A 23,059-nucleotide genomic window follows, 5' to 3' on the forward strand; every position below is an offset into this window, starting at 1 on the left:
ACCTTTCTTGTATTATGGGATTTACGGAAAACCGGATATCAAGCAAATCTTATTCGGTGATAGCGAATCCGGCAGATGCCTCGGTAGTCGATATCAATATATCCGGTGCATTATCGGGTTTACTTACCGAATCGATGCCTACTACTAACTTTTTGTTTCCTGCTTTTTCCTGATTAAATAGGATAATACCGTTTAAGTTTACCGCACTTCGGTTGCCATCTCCCCAAATTCTCAGATCGTGACGATTGGTAAACGCAAAGTCTTTTCCTTCTTCGGCTGTAGTCTGAGGAAGTACCGAACACGATACTTTGATATCTCCTCCGGTTGCATTGGTAAGTAAAGCCCCATCGGATGCCCTGACCAAAGACACTTTGAAAAATCCGGAGACGATATTGTTCATGCGGCCGTGATCTCCCAGCGATGCGATATTTACCATAGCCGGCTGGTCTATAATAGTGCCGATACAGCTTAGATTTGTACTTTCGAAGTTGATGCGGGCATCATTTATCGCATATATTTTATTAAAGTCGACGACAACCTTTTTGGGCAGTTCATAACGGGTATCAGAGAATGTTTTCACATTGAATTTACCGTTAGATGCTCCACGTCCGACTACCAAACGAGGGCTCACACCCATATCAAAATCGTGATTGTCTGCTGTACCTTTGCCGTACACTCCTTCGATAACGATATCCGAACCGGTAGCATTGATCAGTTTTTCTCCATTGGTTTTGAAAATCCCCAATTCGTAAACAACGTCATGCATACCCTCAAGTCCATCCTGAGTATTAATCATTTTCACTAATACTTCCTGATCTTCGATATCTCCGACACCTGCCGATTTTACAAGATAACTCTGCTCTACATTTGCCAGACACAGTTCAAACATTTTACGCCCTTCCATCAGGTTATTGGCTTTTACAGGCACTTCCACATCCTGTTTAATCATATAGCGGGCAGTTCCGTCATTAGAAGGAACAAACGATAAACTACCTTTTACCGAAGTATAATTGTCTACCTGATTGGCAGTTCCGTCTTTTGTAAAATATTCAACTCTTACAGGGATAGGCGCACCTTGATTAGTTACCGGATAACCTGTCAACGTTACTGTAAATACAGCTGTAGTATAGCCATTTACAGGTTTATTTATTTTGACATCTGATACATAAATACCATGCCCCAGTTTGATCAAACGGTTTTTCATTCCTTTAAACAGAATATCACCGTTTTCGGTAAATACGATCTCATCGAACATCTTCTTATCATCTTCGATAGCATAACGGTCAAACAACAGATCGCCGCTGTTCGAGAGCATACATACCCGTCCTGTAGAATTCCCAGCCAGAAATATTCCGGCTGTTGACATATGTACCTGATCGAAGTTGCCATCCGTTGCCTTTTGGTATATCTGGCGTCCGTCTTTCGACAAGCCTGTTATCATACCACGGCTTCTTTCGGTATCGAAACCAACAATTACAGATTCGCCGCTTTCGGCATTCATCCCCATACCCGAAACTGTTCCGGAGGTAACATATCTCTGTAAGTCAGTACCATCGTTACGCAAAAGCGAGTAATAACATTTTCCGCCGCCATTACCTCCGACCAATACATTTCCGTTTTTGGCTAAAGACAGATATTCAAGCGATACACCCTGTGCGGCAGGTATTATTTCTTTACTGAATATGATATCGCCCTCGGGACGAAGTTTTATAACCCTTCCCCCGGCAAGCGCACTGTTGCCTATCAGGAAGATATGATCATCGGAAGCGGTAACCATTTTCATAATTTGGAATTCGGGTTCCGGTAATTTTGTTACAAATACGGTTTTACCGTTACTGTCTAACCGTACTATCACAGATGCAGTTCCGTCTTCTCCGGTAAATGCCGCATGTACATACTCTCGAACACTACCCAATACATCAAAGCCGATGCAGGGACCGCCTTCATCCGATACATATTTATAGATGACTTTACCTGTCGCATCCACTTTTGACAACATTCCGGCACGTACGTTTCCTGAACGTGACTCATACCCGCCGACTACAAAACTTCCGTCGGGCAGACGTTGTCCGCAAAACAATTCGCTGCCTGCTTCACCAACACAAACATCAGTCAGAATAACACCCGATTTGTCAGTCACCACAAAACGCCCGTAAAGATTTTTGTCTTTTCTCTTGGGTGAAGAATCGTAAGATTGACCGATAATCAACAATTTCTGTTCTCCTACATGATACACGTTATTGACCGAAACAAATCCTTTCGGAAACGAATGTGAAGCCTGTACTTCTCCATCCCTTTTGATCCACGAAACGGTCAGCACACCATCGTTATTAGCGACAAGTGCAACTTCGCCATTCGAAACCGGGCACGTATGTTGATAGGGTATCCCATCTCCATACGTCCGGTCATAAACCACTGGCATATATTGACCTTTGACTTTTACCGGCAATCCGAAGAAAGCCAGTACCAACATGACTAAACCAACATACAAACTACTCTTAAACTGCATCTCGTTAAAATATTTATTTTATTATTCTTACATCTTCATCTTGTTACCGCCTTGATATCCACACGCCTGTACACCTTATTCTTAATTATCTTATCCGATAAGTCTCCTATCCGGGCATATGAAGACAATTCTTTTCCCATTTCAAAGGCTGCAGGCTCTGGTATATTGTTTTCGGACAATATTTTGCCCTTTCCTTCTATCAGAAATACCCTGTCGACACCTCTTCTTCCGAGCCAGAAAGCTGTTTCCTGTGCCCGTTTGACCGAAAGATTATAATTGTATTCTTCAGAACCCATCTCGTCGGCATACCCTTCAACGATAAGCGTGTCGATCCGGTTGAAATCGGTTATTTTATACCAGTTTTCGAGTTCCAACTTTGCTTCGTCACTCAGGGCATAATGGTCGAAATCGAAGTATAAGGTCAGAGCCTCTTGTATAATATGATCGGGGAGAATTATTTTTTCGTTTCGAGGCTGTGTGTTGGCGTCAGCTTTACCAAGTAGATTGATCGAACCGGAAGAAATGGCTTTAGCCTCCGATATGCCGAACAACGATCCGCTGTTTTGCGATATTGCTTTATTTTTTTCGAAATAGAATATATCGTCTTTGCTTTCCTGATTTCTGTCTGATACGAAATATCCTCTGTTTTCATCTATATAAAGCAGGTTAAAGTCATTCATCACCGTATTTACAGGATAAGAAAAATGATGCAGGCTTCCTGTTACAGCCTGTCCCTGCTCGTAACTGACAGAATAAATATCATAGCCACCGAATCCGATATGTCCGTTCGATGAAAAAATCAGCATATTGTTGAACAGTACCGGAGAAATTTCGTCACCTTGGGTATTTACCTGCGCCCCCAGATTAACGGGGATACCCCATGCTTTAAGATTATTATCCCAATGAGTTATATAAATATCATAGCCACCGAATCCGCCGGGTATATCCGAAGAGAATAACAATGATTTTCCGTTATCTATAAGACAGGGATGAGAATACGAATAGCCTTCCTTCTGAGGAAAGACCTCTTTGAACGCCGACCATTTCTTTCGTTTCGAATTATAATCCGACTGATATAATCTGGAATAAAAAGCATTTGTCTGCTGTTTATCGGCATCTTTTACCTTCTTGGCATAAGCCGCTTGCGTCACAACCATTTTAGACATATCATCTGAAAATGTCACAGGACCGCTTTGCAGGTTTTTAGGAATCATATTCAAGAACTTTCCATTGCCAGATTTGGCGTTAGCTGCACTAAGCAAATGGTAGTTGCTGTTGTAATAGAATTTTTTATTGGGATCGTGAAAACGGCTGGCACTTGCTGCATAAAAATATTCGCCATCCTTCACTCCTACCCAATATTCCGAATTGGATGTATTCACCCCTTCAACGGATTCTACGCTGAATTCGGCACTGCCGACAGGCATAAATCCATCTGAATAATCAAGAGCCTGCAATATATTCTGATACCTCTGGTCTTTGCTATAAACATCTCTGAACGAATATTTTCGAGCAAGAGTCACCGCCTTCATTTTTTGCCCCGAAAACCGCAATGCGTCGAGATAATTACAAACATCTCCGGCAGTAAACATCTGATCCGAAATAGCCATTGCAGCGTCGTAATGCGGTACAGACTCATTGTAGTCGGACAAGGAAGAAAACAAACGACCAACTTTGAGGTGCAACGAAGCCAAATACTCCGAACTGAGCGGGTATTTAAATGCGGTTTCGTATATCTTCATCGCCTTATCGAAATCCTGTTGAATAAATTTCCGGTCTCCCTTCGATTCTATTCCCCGTGCCTTTCTGTCCTTCATGCCATCAGACCAGGGATCACTCTGAGCCTGTGTCAATACGGGAATGGCGACAATGCCGATAAGTATCAATTTTGATCGTAATATTTTATAAATCATATCTTATAAATAAATATTTGCAATAAGGAAGAAGCCCTTATCTGAATATGTTATATACTAGAGAAACTCCTATCTTGGTAGGCCCTACATAGCCTTTTGTTTTTTTACTTTCGAGCTTGAAATCAGCATATTCACCACCCAGCTGATACTTGTCATACTGCAAATTGGCATAGCCTATACAAATATTGGCGTCTATACGGAAACGGCTCGATAAGTAAAACTTATACCCTCCCGTCAGTCCTGCTGATATACCCCAGCCTTTGCGTCGATAGCTTGTTTTTTCGGGATCTTTATCTTTCAACCCTATATTGAAATTTCCCATCATACCATAAGGCCCTATATAAAATCCGTCCCAAAGGTCATTTGTGTAGTAGTATTTGGGATTGACATAATACCTGAAATCAATAGACCCGATTAACGCCCTGAATACTTCTTCGTCTTTTTTGAAAAGGTAAGGCAGCCACATAGCATCCACGTTGAGTGTGAGCTGACGCCCTACTGACCACTCTATCCCGAAATTGGGACTCCCCACCAATGTAAAAGGCACATTTGTTTTCAAAGCCTGTCCTTTGGCTTGCGGACTAAAAGCCAAGAACAACAAAGCCATCACTATCATTGGAATATATTGCATCAACCGTCTCATCAAATCAATCTTATTTAAGCGTATTTATTATTTCTAATGCGTCATTAAAGTTCAATGCCATTACCGTTTCCGGGACTTGAGTTCCCTCCCGATTCGATATTAGGCGACCACTCTTTTATGTTAGCCAAACGCAATACCTGAACGTCATTACCATCAACCTCTACAATAAGAGTTTCATTCATGTGTAAGATCATCGGAATTGAGTTTTTGTCTGTAATCTCGGCATCGAGCGAATACAGTATATTATTATCAGCCCCGATGAGGTCTATGGTAAGTATCATCGGTTCGTTCGAATTATCTTCATTTTGTGGCGACGGGAAATAATTATTGCGGAATCCAAAATCAAAATCTTTATATGGATTTTTATATAATGCTGCTTCCAGTTTCATCATATCCCCTGCATCAGACCGCTTAGAGCGAGTAGTGATACTGTCGGTTATTTGCGCCAGATTCTGAACAGTGCCAACTCCTCTGGCCAGGATTTTGACTTTCTTTATATTATCGAATGTAAGAGACTCCGATATCTTAGTCAGTCGTTTGAATACGACACAGATACTGCCCACATATTGTTTATCGAATTGTATTGTATCCCTTACTACAGGCCCCGGATAATGTATATAAGGAGCTGCTGTTTCGGAATATATACAGGGAGGTTCGGGATAATACCCGTCCGACATCTTTTTTAATGCAAATGCAGCTGTACTGAAAGATGATAAGTTGCTGAATTCGATGTTTTGCATATTGGTAAAGCAAAAAACAGAATGCTCTCCCGGATAAAGCCTGAAATTGAAGTTTCCTTCCTGACTTCGGGCATTTTCGGTAAACGGATAATTCGAATACTTTTCTTTTTCGATTTCTGTTTTGAAAACAAGAATGCTCAGGTCTTCTATTTTATATGAATCTGTCCTGATACTTTTATCTGCCTTAGGAACATATACGACATAGTTTGTCTCATCCTCAAAGTAATCGTATGTGCAGGAGCTCATACCCGAAAACAAGCAGATAACGATGATCAAAAAACAAAGTCTCAAAAAATTATATTCTTGTATCATATGTTCTAATAAAAACATGAGTTAGGTCTCAGACCTATTTTATATACCGGTTCGAAGTTGTAGTCTGACCCTTCCGGCAATACTTTCGTTCTGACGGAAAGCATTGCCGAATAACATAAGGCCAGTAACTAAGGTCTCAGACCTCTTCATTTATCAACTAAGCACGAAACGACAGGAGAGCATCTCTCCGTAATGTCATTAAATACTTATTACTGTTATTTTACTATTTTGATTTTCGGTAAGATATACCTGCTCTAAGAAAGTTCTAAGCTATAGCTCAATAGTTTCCCTTTCGATATGATCCCATTGTTGAGGAGCACCGATACTGATGATAAGACCACCTTCCGATCCGGGATTTTCGGGATTTTCGGGTAATCCGCTTGATGACAGTTTCAGATTCACTTCACGTATTACGTTTGGAGAGAAAACACCGTTAACTGTACCATACCAATATACAGGTTGTGGAGATGAAGCAGTAGTTCCGTCAGCATACTTATAGCCGGCAGGAGCCAAAGCTGCAACTACGATAAAGTATTTTCTGGCAACTGCTGCATCAGAACTTGATGATAATCCGTCTGCTTTAGTTGCATTCGGCCATACAAGAATATCTTTCCATAGAGTATAATCACTACCCAGAATAGTTGTTGGCTGGTAATCATCAGCCGAAGGATCAGCATCGTTATATGTAGTAGTTCCTGTTGAGCCAATTAAAATACGGTTAGAATCCGAATTGTTAGGTAAAAGACCTCCGGCAAACGTTCCCAGTTTGAAACCCATCCCCACAGGCAGGTTGTGGACTGCGATAAAGCTGCTCGCACTGTTGAATGTTACTGTACTCAAGGCCGGAGCGGTAGGATTTTTATCTGTTTTATCGATTCTTACACGCATCAACGAAACTTCTCTCTGCAATTCTAAAGTAGTTCCGCTCAAATCGGTAGTTTCACCCCTGGTGATTGTCACACCGCTTCTGTAAGCGGTAAATACCTCCGATGTAGGAGTATAAGCAACGTCTCCGGCTTCAAATGTATGTCCGGATGGGAATGTAGATTTCTTCCAGTCAACAAAAATATTAGTATTCAGCTTTTTGCCTCTTACATTATAAGCATCGAAAGCTGTCCATGCCGAACCTCCGTCGAGAGTAGTAGCAATATTATCCGATGCAGAATTAACATTGGCAACCAATGCCAGATCATATGTTCCTTCGGGCACATTGGTCCACTTGAATATTTTATCTGTTGATGTCGAAGGATCAAATACCGCAGAAAAAGCAACCTTACCATCTGTGGCATCATACAGAAACATCTGTAATTGTTTTACATTGCTCCAACTGGTTTTAGGTATCGCTGTTGATTCAGAAGAGGACGCCCTGAGGACAGCCGATTGTTCAAAGGTAATTTTTGCCACCAATTCGCCTTCTTCGGACGCACCTGTAACCACATTATCATCGCTTCCACACGACGAGAAAAGCAGTCCTGTAATAGTAAGTAAACTGAGAAATACTTTTTTCATTTTTAATTTTATTAATTATCTAATCTGTTCTGAACATTTTTTCACTCAGAAGAAAGGAAAGTAATCTGATCATCCGAACCACCGGCCGCTACTGACAAATACTTATCCAACCAACACATTTATAACCATTTGCCTTTTATAAATTCTATCTCCAAACACTATTTTCAGAGCATAAGAAGAACCCTCACCCGAAATAAGCTTTCAGGTAATATTAAATCTTTTTCTGATTGAAAAATATCACATTCAGGTTGTTTTCAACTCTACTCTTCCTATCGGAAGCCTTTGTTTCTTTGAGAACAGTCAATTTTGGATATACATACTTTTCTCTGTTTTTGTTTGTAAAATTTTGCTTCAAGGTCTCAGACCTGTTTATAGACTTTCATCTGACTCTTAGAGATCAAATAGTATTCGAAAAAATCGTTGTACTAGTTGCGGGAACCAAAACCATGTAATTAGATATTAGGCCGATACACATTTATTACTACATTATGCCCACTCGATTATCAAACACTTTACAACACAAGAGTTACATCTACTATTTATTTGTTACAAATATAAATTACATACATCGATTTAGGGTTCTCCATTTTTTCCTACTTGTTCTTCAAACTTTCCGGATGCACAAAATTTCGTCTTATCTCCCCCGGAGTCTTACCCATATGTCGCTTGCAGAAGTCATTCAGAGTAGATTTGGAAGAGAATCCGAAGTCCTCGCTAATCTCTTTAAAGTTAGAATCGCTGGAACAGATTGCATGGAAAATCTTCTTTACCTTCTGTTCAGTCATCCACTTATAGCCCGAAGTACCAAATACCTTCTTGAAACGTTTTTCGATGCCTGAGACAGTCATATTCATAGAATCTGCCAGATCAGTTAACGATTGATACTTGTGGCTGTTTTGAATAACATGATGCGAAAAATTAGAATCGTAACTCAACGCTTTTTTAAAGAATCTCGATAAATCTTCTTTAGGATAAAATGCACCCAGCAGATAAAACAGTTCTCTTATCTTAAGGGTAAAGAAACCCTCGCAGCGCAAACCGCTCTCGATACTTTTAAGCAACTGCAGTACGTAATCGTTCAGTATATCATTTGCTGCCAACATAAAAGGCGTTTTTATATCGACCTGAAAAACAGACCCATGCCTATTATCTTTAGTAGTAAATATCAGGTCTTCTAACCGGTAACGATCACAAAACTGAATTTTCTGATGTAATTTGAGAAACAGTAGAGTTGACTGTATCTCTGTTTTATAGGTAAATTTATAGTTCGCAGGTAAATACAAAAACTGCCCCTCCAACATGGTGCAGTCTACATAAGAACCCCAGAAGTATGATATTTTACCTTTGGGCAAAAACAATATCGTATTGAATGCCGAAAATTCTTCATGCAGACAACTCTCAGCCATTTCTTTGACTTGAATACTCGAATCTGATTCACCATTATAGTTTATACACTTCATCTGCTCACAAAGGTGTAGAAAACTCATATTATTTTTTTTTGATAGATTAAATTTTGTATATGGTATAATAAACAGGAGGGAACCGTAATGTGGTGTAATATTGGGAAGAATCAAAGCCTAAGGGCAAACAAAACAGACTTAGGCAAACCTGTTTTATTTGTCTGACAATTGGTGTTGAGAAAAGCAGCTATGGCAATAAGACATGCGACTGTGTGTTTAGTCACTAAACACAAGTGTCTTCATACAGCATTGATGCTGTAATACAAATATCATTGCTTCAGCAGGGGTGAAGTATAGTAATTATAATGTTTATGTACCTTGCCTGATCTAGTCCACAAATATAGATTAATAGTTTTTAATAAAACAATAAAAGATATATATTTTTGCTCAAAAAATGTATAAATATACAATTTGCATATATTTTTAATCTCATTTTCAACAAATTGCATTTAAATCAAAAAAAAAGCCTTACATCATAATGTAAGACTTTTACGAAAAAGCAGCGTAAATTTTCTTTATTTGATACAGTTTTTATATTCGTCGGAAGGTTTTATTTCCGAATAAACATATAAACGATTACCCAATGGATCGGACAAGATAAACGACCGGTCTCCCCAAGGGTTAGATGTCAAATCTCGGATTGGTTGAAGTTTCTTCACTTCCACCAACTCGTTATAGACTTTATCTACATCATTAACCATAAAATTGAGAGTAACTCCCCCCTTTCCATACAAAGGTGTTTCATCCTGAGGAGTCATAAAACAGAGCGAAAACTGCTTAAGTTTGTCCACATGCAACACTATATACCACTCGGAGTCGAAAGTCACAACCGCATCCAGATTATTCACATAGAAATCCTTACACTCAGCTATTTTTTGAGTATGAAAGCATACCGACAAATTTGTTGTTTCCATTAATACTTTGTTTTAAAATTTCAGGTAAAACTAATCTTTTCCAAAATCGAAGTATTGTAAAAATCGGACATTATTTCCAAATTCAAAATCAGATGGGATAATTCCTGTATATGCTTTGAAGTTCTTGATAAAGTGAGACTGATCAAAGTAAGCATCATAACGTGTTTTATCGGTCTTGAGCAATTTCATTGTCTTTTTAAAACGAACAATGTTTGCATATTCTTTCACTCCGATGCCTATCAGTTCGTTCATACGACGTCTCATCTGCCTGTCACACATTCCGGATAAGGAAGATAAATCTTTTACTGAAATAATTCCGTTTGTATTTTCGATAAGGTTAAATACAGAGAGTAACCTCTTATCTTCTGATTTATCATCGACCTTTTTCAGAAAAAGATCATTCCAATAACCAACAAGAGTCTCAGGAGGTGACGTAAGAACAATGTCTGAATTGATACCCCAATCCCAAAGGTTAAAAGAAGTCCCCGTATTAAGCAAATCAGCAATCCTCAGATTCAACAGCCCAAGAAGAGCGTATGGCTTAAACCTGATGCCTATCTGTCTGCATACCGATGAATGTACTGCTATACGGCTGTTCCATATACCTACAAGACGACAATTGGTTATACATCCATGATTACAGGTTATCACAAGATCAAAATAGCCATCGGGAAGAATATCAAACTGCTGCTGAACAAGTTCTTCCGAGCTGAAAAACCAATATGCACAGATATAGTTTTCCAACGCTTTGAGAGGGGCAAACTGAGTATATGTAATTAATGATGCATCCATATTTTAGAGCTACTTAAGACATCAGATCTATTTATTACTTTGATAAATAAATCAACCAAAGCCTTTTATAAATTAAAAGTATATCACTAAAAAATTCTCGTCACTTAAAAGTAATCTTTTAGTAATTCTCACGAAAATAATTTGCAGAAATAAAAATTTAAATAACTTTGTAATTCAAAGTTCTTTTTATAACATAATCAAAGAATAAAATAACACTATAAATCAGACAGATATGAAAGTAAAAATGATTCTTCCGGCATTAACAGAAGCAGAAAGTCCATTCTGGCGTCCGATTAAATACTCTTTATTTCCTCCACTAGGGTTGGCTACACTTGCCGCATATCTTTCTCCCGATGACGAAATAGATCTTCAGGATCAGCACATCGAAAAACTAAACTTGGATGACGAACCCGATCTGGTAGTCATTCAGGTCTACATAACCAATGCATACAGAGCCTACCGCATCGCAGACCATTACAGAGACAAAGGAGCTTATGTGATTCTGGGAGGATTACACGTCACGGCTCTTCCGGATGAGGCCGCACTCCATGCCAACAGTATCTTTTTGGGCCCTGCCGAAGAATCATTTCCCCGATTTCTAAAAGATTTCAGGAACAAAACACCACAAAAGATTTACCGTTCATCAATACGTACCTTACAAAACATGCCTGTCGTTAGACGGGATCTTATTAAACGCCACAAATACCTGGTTCCTAATTCGATAGTTGTGACCCGAGGATGTCCTCATCACTGCGACTTTTGTTATAAAGATGCTTTTTACGAAGGAGGTAAATCTTTTTATACACAATTGGTAGATGATGCTCTAGCCGAGATAGACCGCCTACCGGGCAGGCATTTATATTTTCTGGACGATCATCTGCTGGGCAATAAAAAATTCGCTTCTGAATTGTTCGAAGGGATGCGGGGTATGAACCGTGTATTTCAAGGAGCGGCAACTATTGCGTCTATTCTCGATGGCAACCTGATAGAAAAGGCTGCCGAAGCAGGTCTCAGGAGTGTATTCGTGGGCTTTGAGACTTTTTCACCGGAAAATCTCAAAATGAGCAACAAAAAGCAAAATCTGGCAAGAGACTACTCCGAAGCTGTCAAACGCCTGCATTCATTAGGCATAATGATAAACGGCAGCTTTGTATTCGGACTCGACCACGACAATAAAGATGTATTCAAACGTACCGTGGATTGGGGGGTACAAAACGCAATTACTACTTCAACCTTCCACATACTGACCCCCTACCCCGGTACACGCCTGTTCAGCGATATGGAACAGGCACGGCGCATTACATCCCGCAACTGGGATCTGTACGATACCCGTCATGTGGTATACCGTACTACAAACCTTTCGACCCGAGAATTGGAAGAAGGATACAACTGGGCATACAACGAATTTTATTCATGGTCGAATATATTCGAAGCATCATGGAAACACGATTTGATAAAGCACAAACTCAAACATCTGTTTTATACGGGAGGATGGAAAAAGTTCGAACCTCTATGGAATTTTCTGATCAAAACAGGAGGACTTAATCATATGCTGCCTTTGCTGGAATCTATATTATCGAAAGTTAATCTGAATGAAAGGCGAGAAATGACAGTTTCTCAACCGGCTATTATTCAATAAACAAAAGATGATGATCCAGAGGTAATCCAAATCTGAAACTCTCTTAATTTTACTTAACAATATAAGTTTACTTAACCAAGGAAAACAAATAGGGAAAAGATAAAAAGTTGTAATTTTACACTTTATATCAAAGAAGATTGTTTTAAATAAGTTAAGAGAAACAGAAATGATGACACAAAAAGGATCTCCGATGCCCAATAAAATAAGCAGGTCATTGGTCGGATATGTAATACTCACATTCTTTGGCTATACAATTATAGGATTACCTCTTGCAGTATTGCCATTCTTCATCAATAAAGTATTAGGATATAATACAATAATAGCAGGATTAGTAATAAGCCTGCAATACCTCACAACTTTTGCCATGAGGGGGTATTCAGGAAATATTACAGATAAGAAAGGCCCTAAACCGGCTGTTCTTATCAGTATGGGTAGCTTTTTATTGAGTGGTATTCTTCTCTGGATAGCTTACGAATGCAAAGGCATTCCTCACATCAGTTTGGCTATATTGGTTATAACACGCCTGATTACCGGATGCGGAGAAGGAATGATCGGTGCAAGCCCTATCAACTGGGCAATGCTGGCACTAGGAGATCAACATACAGGTACAGCTATATCATTCAACGGAATAGCCAGTTACGGTGGATTGGCTATCGGAGCTCCTCTAGGTGTATATCTCGAAAAATTTATCGGAATAGAAGGTGTTGCCATCATCATTATGGCAATAGCAGTAACAGGTTATCTGGTTGCACACCGAAAAAAAGCATACCGGAACGAAATTATCGAAAACCGCCAGCCGTTTATGAAAGTACTAGCCAAAGTATCTCCTTACGGGATATGCCTTGCATTAGGCGGACTCGGATTCGGGACATTATCGACTTTCATCACGTTATATTACGATTATATGCACTGGACAAACGGGGCATTGTGCCTTACCGTATTTGGTGCTACATTTATACTCACCCGGGTTGTTTTCAGTAATGCCATAAAAACTTATGGCGGCATCAAAGTAAGTATAGCATCTTTTGCAGTCGAAGCCATCGGTTTGGCAATTCTGGCTTATGCACCCAATGTATGGCTGGCATTGCTCGGTGCAGGTATCACCGGATGCGGTTTTGCTCTTGTATTTCCAGCTTTGGGAGTAGAAGCGGTCAATCTGGTCTCTGCATCCAACAAAGGTTCGGCTTTAGCCGGTTATGGCTTGTTTATCGACATATCTCTAGGGATAACAGGCCCTTTGGTTGGTGCTGTCGGAGAGCATTGGGGCATGGATAAAATATTCCCTTTCAGTATGTTCGTAGTAGTTATCGGACTTCTCCTCTCTATCTATCTGGGTAAAAAACGGGCTGTAACCATAAGCCCATCGGGTAATTGAATTATTAACACAACATAAAATACACAACACAGTACACAGTTTTTAAGGATAGATAAAATTTTCCAGATATTTTCGGAGAAATCTTTATTATAAAGTAACTGAAAGTATTTAATGACATAAAAAAGGTCTATGACCGTCTTACTTTACTTTTATTTTTTTCCCTTTTATTTACTTTACTTTGTGTATTATTGGAGGAATTAACTGAGTTAATGACGTCAAAAACCCAACTACCTATCTAGCGAATCAGAAGAAATGTTTACTCAAAAACTCCATAAAACGATCTTTGTATGAGTCTGATACAGGAATGTATTCTTTACCGAAAACAATACAATTACGCTCTATGGTTTTTACCTTATCCAGATTAACAATAAACGAACGATGCACCCGCATAAACTGACGCGATGACAGTTTTTCTTCGAGAGACTGCATACTCATCAACGAGCTGACAGGCTCTGCTATACCTTCGAGATGAAATTTGACATAATCTTTCTGATTTTCGATATATAAGATCTGATCCAGATTGATCTTCTCCATTCTGTATCCCGACTTGATAAATATGCTTGAGGAAGACGATTCCAGCGACTTATCTTTCACCGAAGATGTCAATTTAAACCACTCCTCTGCTTTATTCGATGCTGCCAGAAATTCGGGATAACTGATCGGTTTCAGCAGATAATCCAAAGCATTCAATCTGAATCCTTCTATTGCATACTGATCGTAAGCTGTAGTAAATATAACCCGTGTACTCTGTGGCAGAGTCTTCGAGAATTCAAGCCCTGTGATCTGCGGCATATTCACATCGAGATACAAGAGGTCGATATTTCCGGTACGGATAACCTCCAACGCCTCCAACGGATTCTCGAATGCAGCAACCAATTCAAGATAAGGGGTTTGATTTACATAAGATTTCAGCAGATCGATAGCCAAAGGCTCATCATCTATTATTACACATCTTAGTTTCATAGTCAGCTATTTTCAGGTAAAATCAATTCGCAGCAAAGTAAAAAAACTATCCGGACGATGCTCGACAATAAATTCATGCTTGCCGGGATATATCAACTCCAAACGCTTAGTAAGATTTGCAAGCCCTATACCCGAATTTTTAGCCTCTATCCGGGTATCGACATCAGGCAGGCTGTTTTCTACCGTACACAGTACTCCGGTTTCTTTTTCGACCAGAATCTTAATATCTATAAAACATTCACCCTTGCTTGTGAGTCCATGCTTAAAAGCATTCTCTATCAACGTCATAAACATGAGAGAAGCAATCATATCATTACTTCCTTTATTTTCGATCATAACATTGAGTCTTACATTCGAACTTACCCTCAATTTCATCAAATCGATATAATTCCGGGTAAATTCGAGTTCTTTTTCTATCGGAACCAGCTTACGGTCATTGTCATACAACACATAACGGAGCAAATTGCTCAACCGATGTACCGAATCCTGAGCTTTGATCTGGTCTATCGCTATCAGCGAATAAATATTATTAAGCGTATTGAACAGGAAATGCGGATTAAGCTGACTCCGTAAATTACGGAGATCGGCCTCCAACTGACCGCTTTTAGCCTGTTCGAACTTGATAGAGTCTGCATACCAACGGATAGTCATTTTCATAGCAACACTCAGTCCCAAAACAAAAAATATCAGCAGATAGTCCGAAAAAATTCTCATAGCGAAAGGAGGTCCGGGATGCCTGCCCTCTTTCCGTTCGGTCATCTCGCGTTGAAAAAATTCCGGATGAGGCATCAACAAATCAAGTAATAAAGTCTGCACAAGTAATAATGCGGTTATCAAAATTATATTTGCCACGAGATATCTTATTACCTGTTTGTTGAATAAAAATTTATCTATAAGATACAGGTAATTGACATAAAACAACACAGCAAAAATACCCGTTCTCACCATGTACGAAATGTAAGGCCCACTATCGAAAGTACCTTCTTTAGACATGATATAGATAGGTACTAACAATATAATACACCAAACAAGAATATGAGAAAATATCTTTATAAAGTTTTTCATTATTATGCTTCTTTTGCTCGTTACAGACAAAGGATCATGTTCTTTTTATTCGTACCGCAAAGCATCGATAGGATCAAGATCGGCAGCCTTTTTGGCAGGATACCATCCGAAGAATATCCCTGTAGCCGTACATACGATAAACGACAAAACTACTGTATAAACTTCAATATCGATAGGCCATGACAAAATATTTTTCACTAAAAACGAACTACCTATGCCCAATATAACACCAATCACACCGCCCGTCACACTCAAAAGGATGGCTTCTATCAGAAACTGCATCAGTATATCCACTCCTTTCGCACCGATGGACATACGCAGCCCGATCTCACGTGTACGTTCTGTTACAGACACATACATAATATTCATGATACCGATACCTCCTACCAGAAGAGATATTCCGGCGATACACGCCAGCAACACAGTCATCATTTCGGTAGTAGAACTCATCATGGTGATCAGTTCTTTTTGCGAGCGTACATTGAAGTCGTCTTCATCATTTGCACCTATCTTATGTCGCTGACGAAGAATAGATTCGATACTCGCTATGGCATCCTCAGTAGCATCTTCGCTCACAGCGGATGCCGATATAGACTGGATGTAAGTAATGGCAAGAATACGCTTCTGAACGGTAGTATAAGGAGCGATGATCAGGTCGTCCTGATCCATCCCCATCGTATTATCTCCTTTCGAAGTCAGCACACCTATCACTTTAAACGGTATTTTATTAAAGCGGATAGTCTGACCCACCGGATCTTCGCCATTCGTAAAAAGATTTTCTACTACGGTCTGTCCTATTACACAGACTTTTGCAGATGTCTTCACTTCTGCTTCGGTAAACATCTCACCTTCAGAAATAGTATATTTACGAATATCCAGATACGAGGGATTTACTCCATAGATACTTGTCGGCGAGTTATTTGCTCCGAAGATAACCTGACCCGAAGACGATACTTCGGGCGAAGCCATGGATATATATTCGGCTTGCTCTTCAATTGCCTTAAAGTCCTCGAGTTTAAGCGTCTGCATACTGCTGGCACTCTGTCTTACTCCGCCGAACTGTCCTGTTCCGGGACGTATGTTAATCATATTCGATCCCATTGTAGAGATCTGATCCTGTATACTCTTCTTCGACCCCTGTCCTATCGCCAGCATAGATATTACGGCCGCCACACCGATAATAATACCAAGCATGGTAAGGAATCCCCGAAACTTATTGCCGCTCAGGGCTCGCAGAGCTATCTTAAATAGATTGACTAAATTCATATTTTTTCGGTTTTGGTACGGCTAGTCTTCTTTTGGAAGCAGAGCCAAAGCTTCTTTTGCCGATTTAATATTATCATTGTACGTATCTTCCTTGATACGTCCGTCACGAATAACAATATTACGGCTGCTGAAATGCGCCAGTTCGGGATTGTGTGTCACGAAGATAATGGTACGGTGTTCTTCTCTATATAATCGCTGCAATAGCGTGAGAATCTCGAACGAAGTACGTGTATCAAGGTTACCGGTAGCCTCATCGGCCAGAATTATCACCGGTTCATTAACCAAGGCACGTGCTATTGCCACACGCTGTTGCTGACCTCCCGACATCTGATTCGATTTATGGTTGAGACGGTCGCCCAGCCCTACATCCTGCAAAGCCTTTACAGCTCTGGCTCGACGTTCTTTTGCCGATACAGACGAATTATACATCAAGGGAAGCTCTACATTCTCCACGGCAGTGGTTTTTGCCAGCAAATTGTAAGATTGAAAGATAAACCCGATCTTACGGTTACGCAATGTAGCACGGTCGTTTTTCCCCATGGTACGCACCGATACTCCATCGAGATAATATTCGCCCAGTGTAGGAGTATCGAGGCAGCCAATTATATTAAGAAGAGTAGATTTTCCGGAACCACTTGTTCCCATGATGGTAACGAATTCTCCTTCGTAGATACAGAAATCGACACCACGCAAAGCATGTACCGTTTCTTCTCCGACGACAAAGTCCCGTTTCAGATTTTCGACTCTTATTATTTCTTTTGCCATTTCGTTATTTTTACGTCTCATTACTAAACCAAGGTCTCAGACCTTAGTGTTTCTCACCCTGCGGTCTCTGCTGATTCTCAGACCTATTCTTATCGCTATAAGTATTTTTACCTGTGGAATGACCCGATTTACGATCTTCGAAGTCTCCGGGAGTCCCCCATTTGTTGAAAGATTTTTTCAGCTTATCCTTTGTATTCTTTTTACTGTCAAATTTTACAGTTATAGACGAACCACCCAGATTGATCTGTACATCTTTTACGCCCGACAGTTTAAGTATTTTCTTTCTTAATGCTTCTTCCGACAATTTATTCTTTGTAAAATAGTATACTTCGGTAGAATACTGATCCGAATTGTTCTTTACTGTTTTCTTCGCCTGCTCTTTTTGCTGAGGCTGTGGTTGATGTTGAGCATCAACTACTACAGTTGTAGATAAACACAGGCTTAATAATGCGATTCCGTATATTTTTCTCATTTTATTTATTTCTTTAGGTCTCAGACCTGTTTTTATTATTGTTTATTTTTTCTTATTATTTCCCCCCGGAGGTTTTGGCATAAACGGACTCGATTCGCCTCCAGCCTGAGCTTCTGCACTAACTTCGCCTTTCTGGTTCTGTGATAATCCTGTAACAACTTCTTCTCCACCGCTCAAACCTTGAGTTATAGAAGTATGTACCCCGTCTGTAACACCAATAGTGACCAGATGCGCCGACAGAGAATTACCGGATTTGACCCATACAACCTTTTGTTTCGGATTTTTTGCATCGACTGTAACGGGCTGCCCTACCTGAATATCTTTCATACCTTTCATTAATTCCGTATCGGGATTGAAACGAAGAGCTTTAGCCGGAACCAATAATATACCGCTCTCTTCCATTGTATAAATATTCACACTGGCGGTAAGTCCTGGTTTCAATTTGAGGTCGGGGTTCGGAGCTTCAATCACCACTTCGTAAGTTACAACGTTAGATGTAGTTGTAGCTTCAAGACGTACTTGTACTACTTTTCCTTCGAACTGATCATCTGGATAAGCATCTACCGTAAACGAGACTCTCTGTCCCTCCTTCACACCGCCTATATCCGCTTCATCTACATTAGCAATCACACGCATTTTGGTCAAATCATTGGCAATTGTAAACAGTGTCGGCGTACTGAATGATGCTGCTACAGTCTGTCCTTCTTCCACAGCACGTGAGATAACCACCCCGTCTATAGTCGAATAAATAGTAGCATATCCCAGATTGGTACGGGCTTTCAGAACTGCGGCTCCAGATGATGTTACGGCAAGTTTTGCAGTTTTATAATTAGTTTCGGCTGTTTCCCAATCGGCTTTGCTTATCGCCTGTTTGTTCCATAGCTCTTTCTGACGATTATAAGTCCGCTCGGTATTAGCTAGTTCCACCTGTTTGGTCTGTAAGGTTGCCTGAGCGTTTTCGAGTTCCGATTGCAAGATATTTTTATCAAGTTCGGCTAGTATATCTCCTTTTTTCACCACCGAATTGTAGTCTACATACAGCTTCGAGATAACTCCTGACACCTGTGTACCGACTTCGACCAAAGTAATGGGCTCGACAGTTCCGGTAGCTGTTACCGAGGTCGAGATATCTCCTTTTTCGGCTTTTGCCGTATCCAGTTTCATCTGCGATTTCTGTCCTTTCGGTATGAGCAAATAAATACCAGCAACGACAGCCAGCACAACCAATGCTACGATCAGGTATTTCTTTTTGTTCTTATTCATTGTTTCTTTATTATGTAAATGTTAGTATTCAATCATCTGTTCCAGCATTAAGGACTCAGAGCTATTGTCACTTATAACGATATTTCCTGCCCTTGATAGAAATTCAATAATTTCAGGCTCAGCAAGGCAGTATACTTTGCTTGTAAAAGATTCTGTAAAGCATTGGTATAATTGTTCTTTTCGGTAGTCAGTTCTACCGTATTACGCATTCCCAGATTGAATTGTTCCTGCACCAGCTCGTAGCTCAAACGGGTAGAATTCAACTGATCTTTGGCTGCGATGTATTTGCTTTGAGCCGAAACCACATCCTGATACAATCCTTCTATCGTTTTCAGTAAAGTTTTCTGAGTATCCAGCAGTTCTAATTCAGCTGTACGGATATCAAGATCAGCTTTCTGTACATTCGATTTATTCTGCCTGTTGTCGAAAATAGGTATGCTGACCGACACTCCTATACTCTGATTGAAATTACGATCCAACTGTGTAAAGAACGAAGGCGACTGATTATAGATATTTCCTGTTCCGATACTTCCGGTAAGAGATACAGTGGGTAAATATCCCGACTTAGCCGTTTTCTTTGACAGATTAGCAATATCAATTCCGAGTTTACTGTTTTTGATTTCGGGCATTATAGCAAGAGCAGTACTGTAAACATCACGTTTGGATGCCACCATCTGCAACACTTCATCATCGCCGACTTCCGGAAAAGCCACCTCAAAATCTACGTCCTGATCTAGTTCCAGTAACTGTTTCAACTGAAGTTTATAATTATCATACGAATTCTGAGCCAACACTAAATTATACTTATCAGACGAATACTGAGCTTCCACCTGCGCATACTCGCTTCGAGTAGTACTTCCTGCATCAAGAAATATTTTAGCTTGTTTAAGTTCGGCTTCGGATGTTGCAACGATATTTTCGTTGTTTTTAATCGACTCACGTGTATAAAGCATCTGCAAGTAAGCCTGAGTGATGGATATTTCAATCGAATTCTGTAATTCCTGAGTCGTTAAATCCTGTGCCGACTTTTTCATTTGTGCCGTTTTGATAGCATCCCTGTTGCGGTTTCCGTTATAAACCGTAACACTAGCATTAAGAGAATACTCTCCTGCAAAAGTTTGCTCGTACTTGTAATCGCCATTACTATTGGCCACCTGCGAATTGGCAAGCCTCTGCGACACACTTCCCGTAAGACTAGGAAACAGTGCAGCTTTCGATTGCAGTACATCCACGCTATAGCTTTCGGCCGATACTTGCGATTTTTGTACCTGAATGTTTTGTTGTCTGGCATATTCGATACACAACCTCAATGTCCATGCCTCCTGAGCTTTAATCCCGGAAGCAAATAAACAGCCGATCGTTGCAAGAAATGCAAAGACAATATAAGTCCTTTTCATATGCTGATAGTTGTAATTAGGTCTCAGACCTTTTATTGATATTTGTTAAGTAAATTGATTAAAGTCTGTTATCAACAGAATATATCAGTTATACTTGCTTTTGCTTACATGTACCGCGGTTAAAATCCTCCACCGTCCATAGGCATATCGGGAGGAGTTCCACCGCCAAAATCATCATCGGGTCGCTGAGTATTCTCTCTCCGCTGTGGCCTGCTACCTTGCTTATGTCCTCCTTTAAACTCTATTTCGGCTTTTTTATCCGCAAACACCTGATATTGGTCGGGCTCTAATATCGAGCGGTATTTTTTATCGGCTTTCGCCTTTATCTTCTCAATTTTTTCATCTATTTTCTGAGTCTGCTTATCGAGCTTTGCCTTTTCTTTTTCGGATAGCTGCTCGGGTCTTCCGGCACTCATATGCAGTTCTCTTTTCTTATCCATCTGAGCCATCACATCTTTACGCTCGGCAGTTGCTGCCTTCACTAACTTTTCACGCTGCTCGGAAGTCAATCCCGGTATTTCAGGAAACTTCAGAATCCCTATTTCTCCAGAATCTCCAAATTGTGTACGATCCATGCCTCCTTGTCCTCTCATTGGCGGACGTCCACCGTGGGCACCTCCCATAGGCGGCTGAGCCTCCATACTTACAAAAACAGCTAAAGCTGCCAATACTACAAGAATCTTTTTCATTTTTTTGTGCATTTAAGGTCTTAGACCTGTTTTTTATTCAAATGTAAGAGAGGATGAAAAAGTCGGCAATGAAAATCGACAGATAGGGATTTTTAATCGACAAATAGCAAAAACTTCAAAGCAAAAAAATAGATGTTCATTTTTCGGTTGTCAAACATCACAGATATCCATACTTTTACAGCAGATCAGTTGTTATAAGGTTTCAGTCCTAATTTATTGCTTTGGCATGTAAAATAGCCAAAGTCTGTTATAAACTAAACGTATATCATTAAATACTTACCCTTACTTATAAATATGAACAAAGACGATATATTTTATAAAGCCCTGATAGAAAAAGACAGTTCTTTTGAGGGAACATTTATAGCCGGTATAAAAACAACGGGAATATTCTGTCGTCCCAGCTGTACAGCCCGGAAACCAAAACGGGAGAACGTTGAGTTTTTCGAATCGACAAAAGAAGCTATACTCAAAGGATACAGAGCATGCAAAATCTGTCATCCGATGGAAACATACGGAAAAACGCCCGACTATATACAGAAAGTATTGAACGCTCTATACTCCCACCCCAATCAGAAACTGAAGGACTGGGATATACGTAGACTGGGCATAGAACCGAGTCAGGTGCGCAGGTGGTTTTTACGCAATCATGGAATCACTTTCCATGCTTACCAACGAATGTTCAGAATCAATCAGGCATTCCATAAATACAAAGAAGGGGACAGTGTTACAGATATTGCCTTCGAATCGGGGTATGAATCACTCAGTGGATTTACCGACTCATTCAAAAAATTGATAGGCACTTCTCCACAGAAAAGCATCGACAATAAAATTATTAACCTAACACGTATCGAAACTCCTCTGGGAACGATGATAGCCTGTGCTACGGATAAAGGAATCTGTCTGCTCGAATTCTCAGACAGGAAGATGCTCGAAACTGAGTTTAAACACCTTACAAAATCATTAAAGGCTCCTATCGTACAAGGAGACAATATCCATTTCAATGCCCTGAGATTGCAGTTAGATGCGTATTTCGACGGAAAGCTCAAATCGTTCGATATACCGTTGGATATGGTCGGAACTACTTTTCAAAAGCAGGTGTGGGATATTCTGCTCGAAATACCTTACGGTACAACCGCATCCTATGCGGAACAAGCTAAAAAATCAGGCAACCCTTCAGCGGTGAGGGCTGTGGCAAGAGCAAACGGCATGAATAAAATATCTATCATCATTCCATGCCACAGAGTAATCGGCTCGGACGGTTCTCTGACTGGTTATGGTGGAGGGCTATGGCGAAAAAAGAAATTGCTTGAACTAGAAACTGCGAATTCTTAAATTAACAAACGGCAACTATATAAAAAGAGAAAACCCGTGTT

19 protein-coding genes are annotated in these 23,059 nt (G+C 40.1%); 3 read left to right on the top strand and 16 right to left on the bottom strand.

The window, feature by feature from the left end; translation table 11 throughout:
• Window positions 1-49 precede the first annotated feature (49 nt).
• From K322_RS0116770 to K322_RS0116815, 8 genes are all read right to left on the bottom strand, one after another.
• Window positions 50-2,509 carry a Calx-beta domain-containing protein gene (locus K322_RS0116770; RefSeq protein WP_026627912.1) on the bottom strand — a complete coding sequence of 820 codons (2,460 nt, stop codon included), beginning with the start codon at window positions 2,507-2,509 and terminating at the stop codon, window positions 50-52.
• Between the two features lie 35 nt (window positions 2,510-2,544).
• Window positions 2,545-4,422 carry an OmpA family protein gene (locus K322_RS0116775; RefSeq protein WP_026627913.1) on the bottom strand — a complete coding sequence of 626 codons (1,878 nt, stop codon included), beginning with the start codon at window positions 4,420-4,422 and terminating at the stop codon, window positions 2,545-2,547.
• Between the two features lie 37 nt (window positions 4,423-4,459).
• The gene (locus K322_RS0116780; RefSeq protein ID WP_026627914.1) at window positions 4,460-5,065 is read right to left on the bottom strand and encodes a DUF3575 domain-containing protein; all 606 of its coding nucleotides are present in this window, start codon (window positions 5,063-5,065) and stop codon (window positions 4,460-4,462) included.
• 44 nt (window positions 5,066-5,109) lie between these two features.
• Window positions 5,110-6,051: a hypothetical protein gene (locus K322_RS0116785; RefSeq protein ID WP_260204081.1), complete on the bottom strand. Its 942-nt coding sequence runs from the start codon at window positions 6,049-6,051 to the stop codon at window positions 5,110-5,112.
• A 336-nt stretch (window positions 6,052-6,387) separates the two neighbouring features.
• Window positions 6,388-7,626 carry a FimB/Mfa2 family fimbrial subunit gene (locus tag K322_RS0116790; RefSeq protein WP_026627916.1) on the bottom strand — a complete coding sequence of 413 codons (1,239 nt, stop codon included), beginning with the start codon at window positions 7,624-7,626 and terminating at the stop codon, window positions 6,388-6,390.
• 593 nt (window positions 7,627-8,219) lie between these two features.
• On the bottom strand, window positions 8,220-9,113 hold the full coding sequence (locus K322_RS0116800) for a helix-turn-helix domain-containing protein (RefSeq protein WP_084158602.1): 894 nt from the start codon (window positions 9,111-9,113) through the stop codon (window positions 8,220-8,222).
• A 488-nt stretch (window positions 9,114-9,601) separates the two neighbouring features.
• Window positions 9,602-10,000, bottom strand: a complete 399-nt coding sequence (locus K322_RS0116810; RefSeq protein ID WP_026627919.1) for a VOC family protein — start codon at window positions 9,998-10,000, stop codon at window positions 9,602-9,604.
• Between the two features lie 30 nt (window positions 10,001-10,030).
• Window positions 10,031-10,792, bottom strand: a complete 762-nt coding sequence (locus K322_RS0116815) for a DUF6597 domain-containing transcriptional factor (protein WP_026627920.1) — start codon at window positions 10,790-10,792, stop codon at window positions 10,031-10,033.
• Window positions 10,793-11,024: 232 nt separating this feature from the next.
• On the opposite strand from K322_RS0116815, the gene K322_RS19895 reads away from it, so the two are divergent.
• Both K322_RS19895 and K322_RS0116825 read left to right on the top strand, forming a co-directional pair.
• Window positions 11,025-12,431 carry a B12-binding domain-containing radical SAM protein gene (locus K322_RS19895; RefSeq protein WP_051290902.1) on the top strand — a complete coding sequence of 469 codons (1,407 nt, stop codon included), beginning with the start codon at window positions 11,025-11,027 and terminating at the stop codon, window positions 12,429-12,431.
• Window positions 12,432-12,597: 166 nt separating this feature from the next.
• A complete protein-coding gene (locus tag K322_RS0116825; RefSeq protein WP_051290904.1) occupies window positions 12,598-13,806 on the top strand; it encodes an MFS transporter in 1,209 nt (402 codons plus the stop codon).
• Window positions 13,807-14,049: 243 nt separating this feature from the next.
• On the opposite strand, the gene K322_RS0116830 is transcribed toward K322_RS0116825, so the two are convergent.
• The 8 genes from K322_RS0116830 to K322_RS19900 form a co-directional block, all read right to left on the bottom strand.
• Complete coding sequence (locus K322_RS0116830) at window positions 14,050-14,769, bottom strand: LytR/AlgR family response regulator transcription factor (protein ID WP_026627922.1); 720 nt, start codon at window positions 14,767-14,769, stop codon at window positions 14,050-14,052.
• Window positions 14,770-14,781: 12 nt separating this feature from the next.
• On the bottom strand, window positions 14,782-15,834 hold the full coding sequence (locus K322_RS0116835; protein ID WP_026627923.1) for a sensor histidine kinase: 1,053 nt from the start codon (window positions 15,832-15,834) through the stop codon (window positions 14,782-14,784).
• 45 nt (window positions 15,835-15,879) lie between these two features.
• The gene (locus tag K322_RS0116840) at window positions 15,880-17,100 is read right to left on the bottom strand and encodes an ABC transporter permease (protein WP_026627924.1); all 1,221 of its coding nucleotides are present in this window, start codon (window positions 17,098-17,100) and stop codon (window positions 15,880-15,882) included.
• A gap of 21 nt (window positions 17,101-17,121) precedes the next feature.
• Window positions 17,122-17,865, bottom strand: coding sequence for an ABC transporter ATP-binding protein (locus K322_RS0116845; protein WP_026627925.1), 744 nt, complete (start codon window positions 17,863-17,865; stop codon window positions 17,122-17,124).
• Between the two features lie 43 nt (window positions 17,866-17,908).
• On the bottom strand, window positions 17,909-18,337 hold the full coding sequence (locus K322_RS0116850) for a heavy-metal-associated domain-containing protein (protein ID WP_026627926.1): 429 nt from the start codon (window positions 18,335-18,337) through the stop codon (window positions 17,909-17,911).
• Between the two features lie 42 nt (window positions 18,338-18,379).
• Window positions 18,380-19,600: an efflux RND transporter periplasmic adaptor subunit gene (locus K322_RS0116855; RefSeq protein WP_026627927.1), complete on the bottom strand. Its 1,221-nt coding sequence runs from the start codon at window positions 19,598-19,600 to the stop codon at window positions 18,380-18,382.
• Between the two features lie 71 nt (window positions 19,601-19,671).
• Window positions 19,672-20,997 carry a TolC family protein gene (locus K322_RS0116860; protein WP_035332330.1) on the bottom strand — a complete coding sequence of 442 codons (1,326 nt, stop codon included), beginning with the start codon at window positions 20,995-20,997 and terminating at the stop codon, window positions 19,672-19,674.
• Window positions 20,998-21,116: 119 nt separating this feature from the next.
• Window positions 21,117-21,686, bottom strand: coding sequence for a hypothetical protein (locus K322_RS19900; protein ID WP_134436541.1), 570 nt, complete (start codon window positions 21,684-21,686; stop codon window positions 21,117-21,119).
• A gap of 294 nt (window positions 21,687-21,980) precedes the next feature.
• Here K322_RS19900 and K322_RS21300 point away from each other — a divergent pair, with 294 nt between their 5' ends.
• Window positions 21,981-23,018, top strand: a complete 1,038-nt coding sequence (locus K322_RS21300) for a bifunctional transcriptional activator/DNA repair enzyme AdaA (RefSeq protein ID WP_026627929.1) — start codon at window positions 21,981-21,983, stop codon at window positions 23,016-23,018.
• The last annotated feature ends 41 nt before the right edge of the window (window positions 23,019-23,059 follow it).

It is taken from the genome of Indolivaga capnocytophagoides DSM 22835, from assembly GCF_000426485.1.
Lineage (GTDB): Bacteria > Bacteroidota > Bacteroidia > Bacteroidales > Dysgonomonadaceae > Dysgonomonas_A > Dysgonomonas_A capnocytophagoides.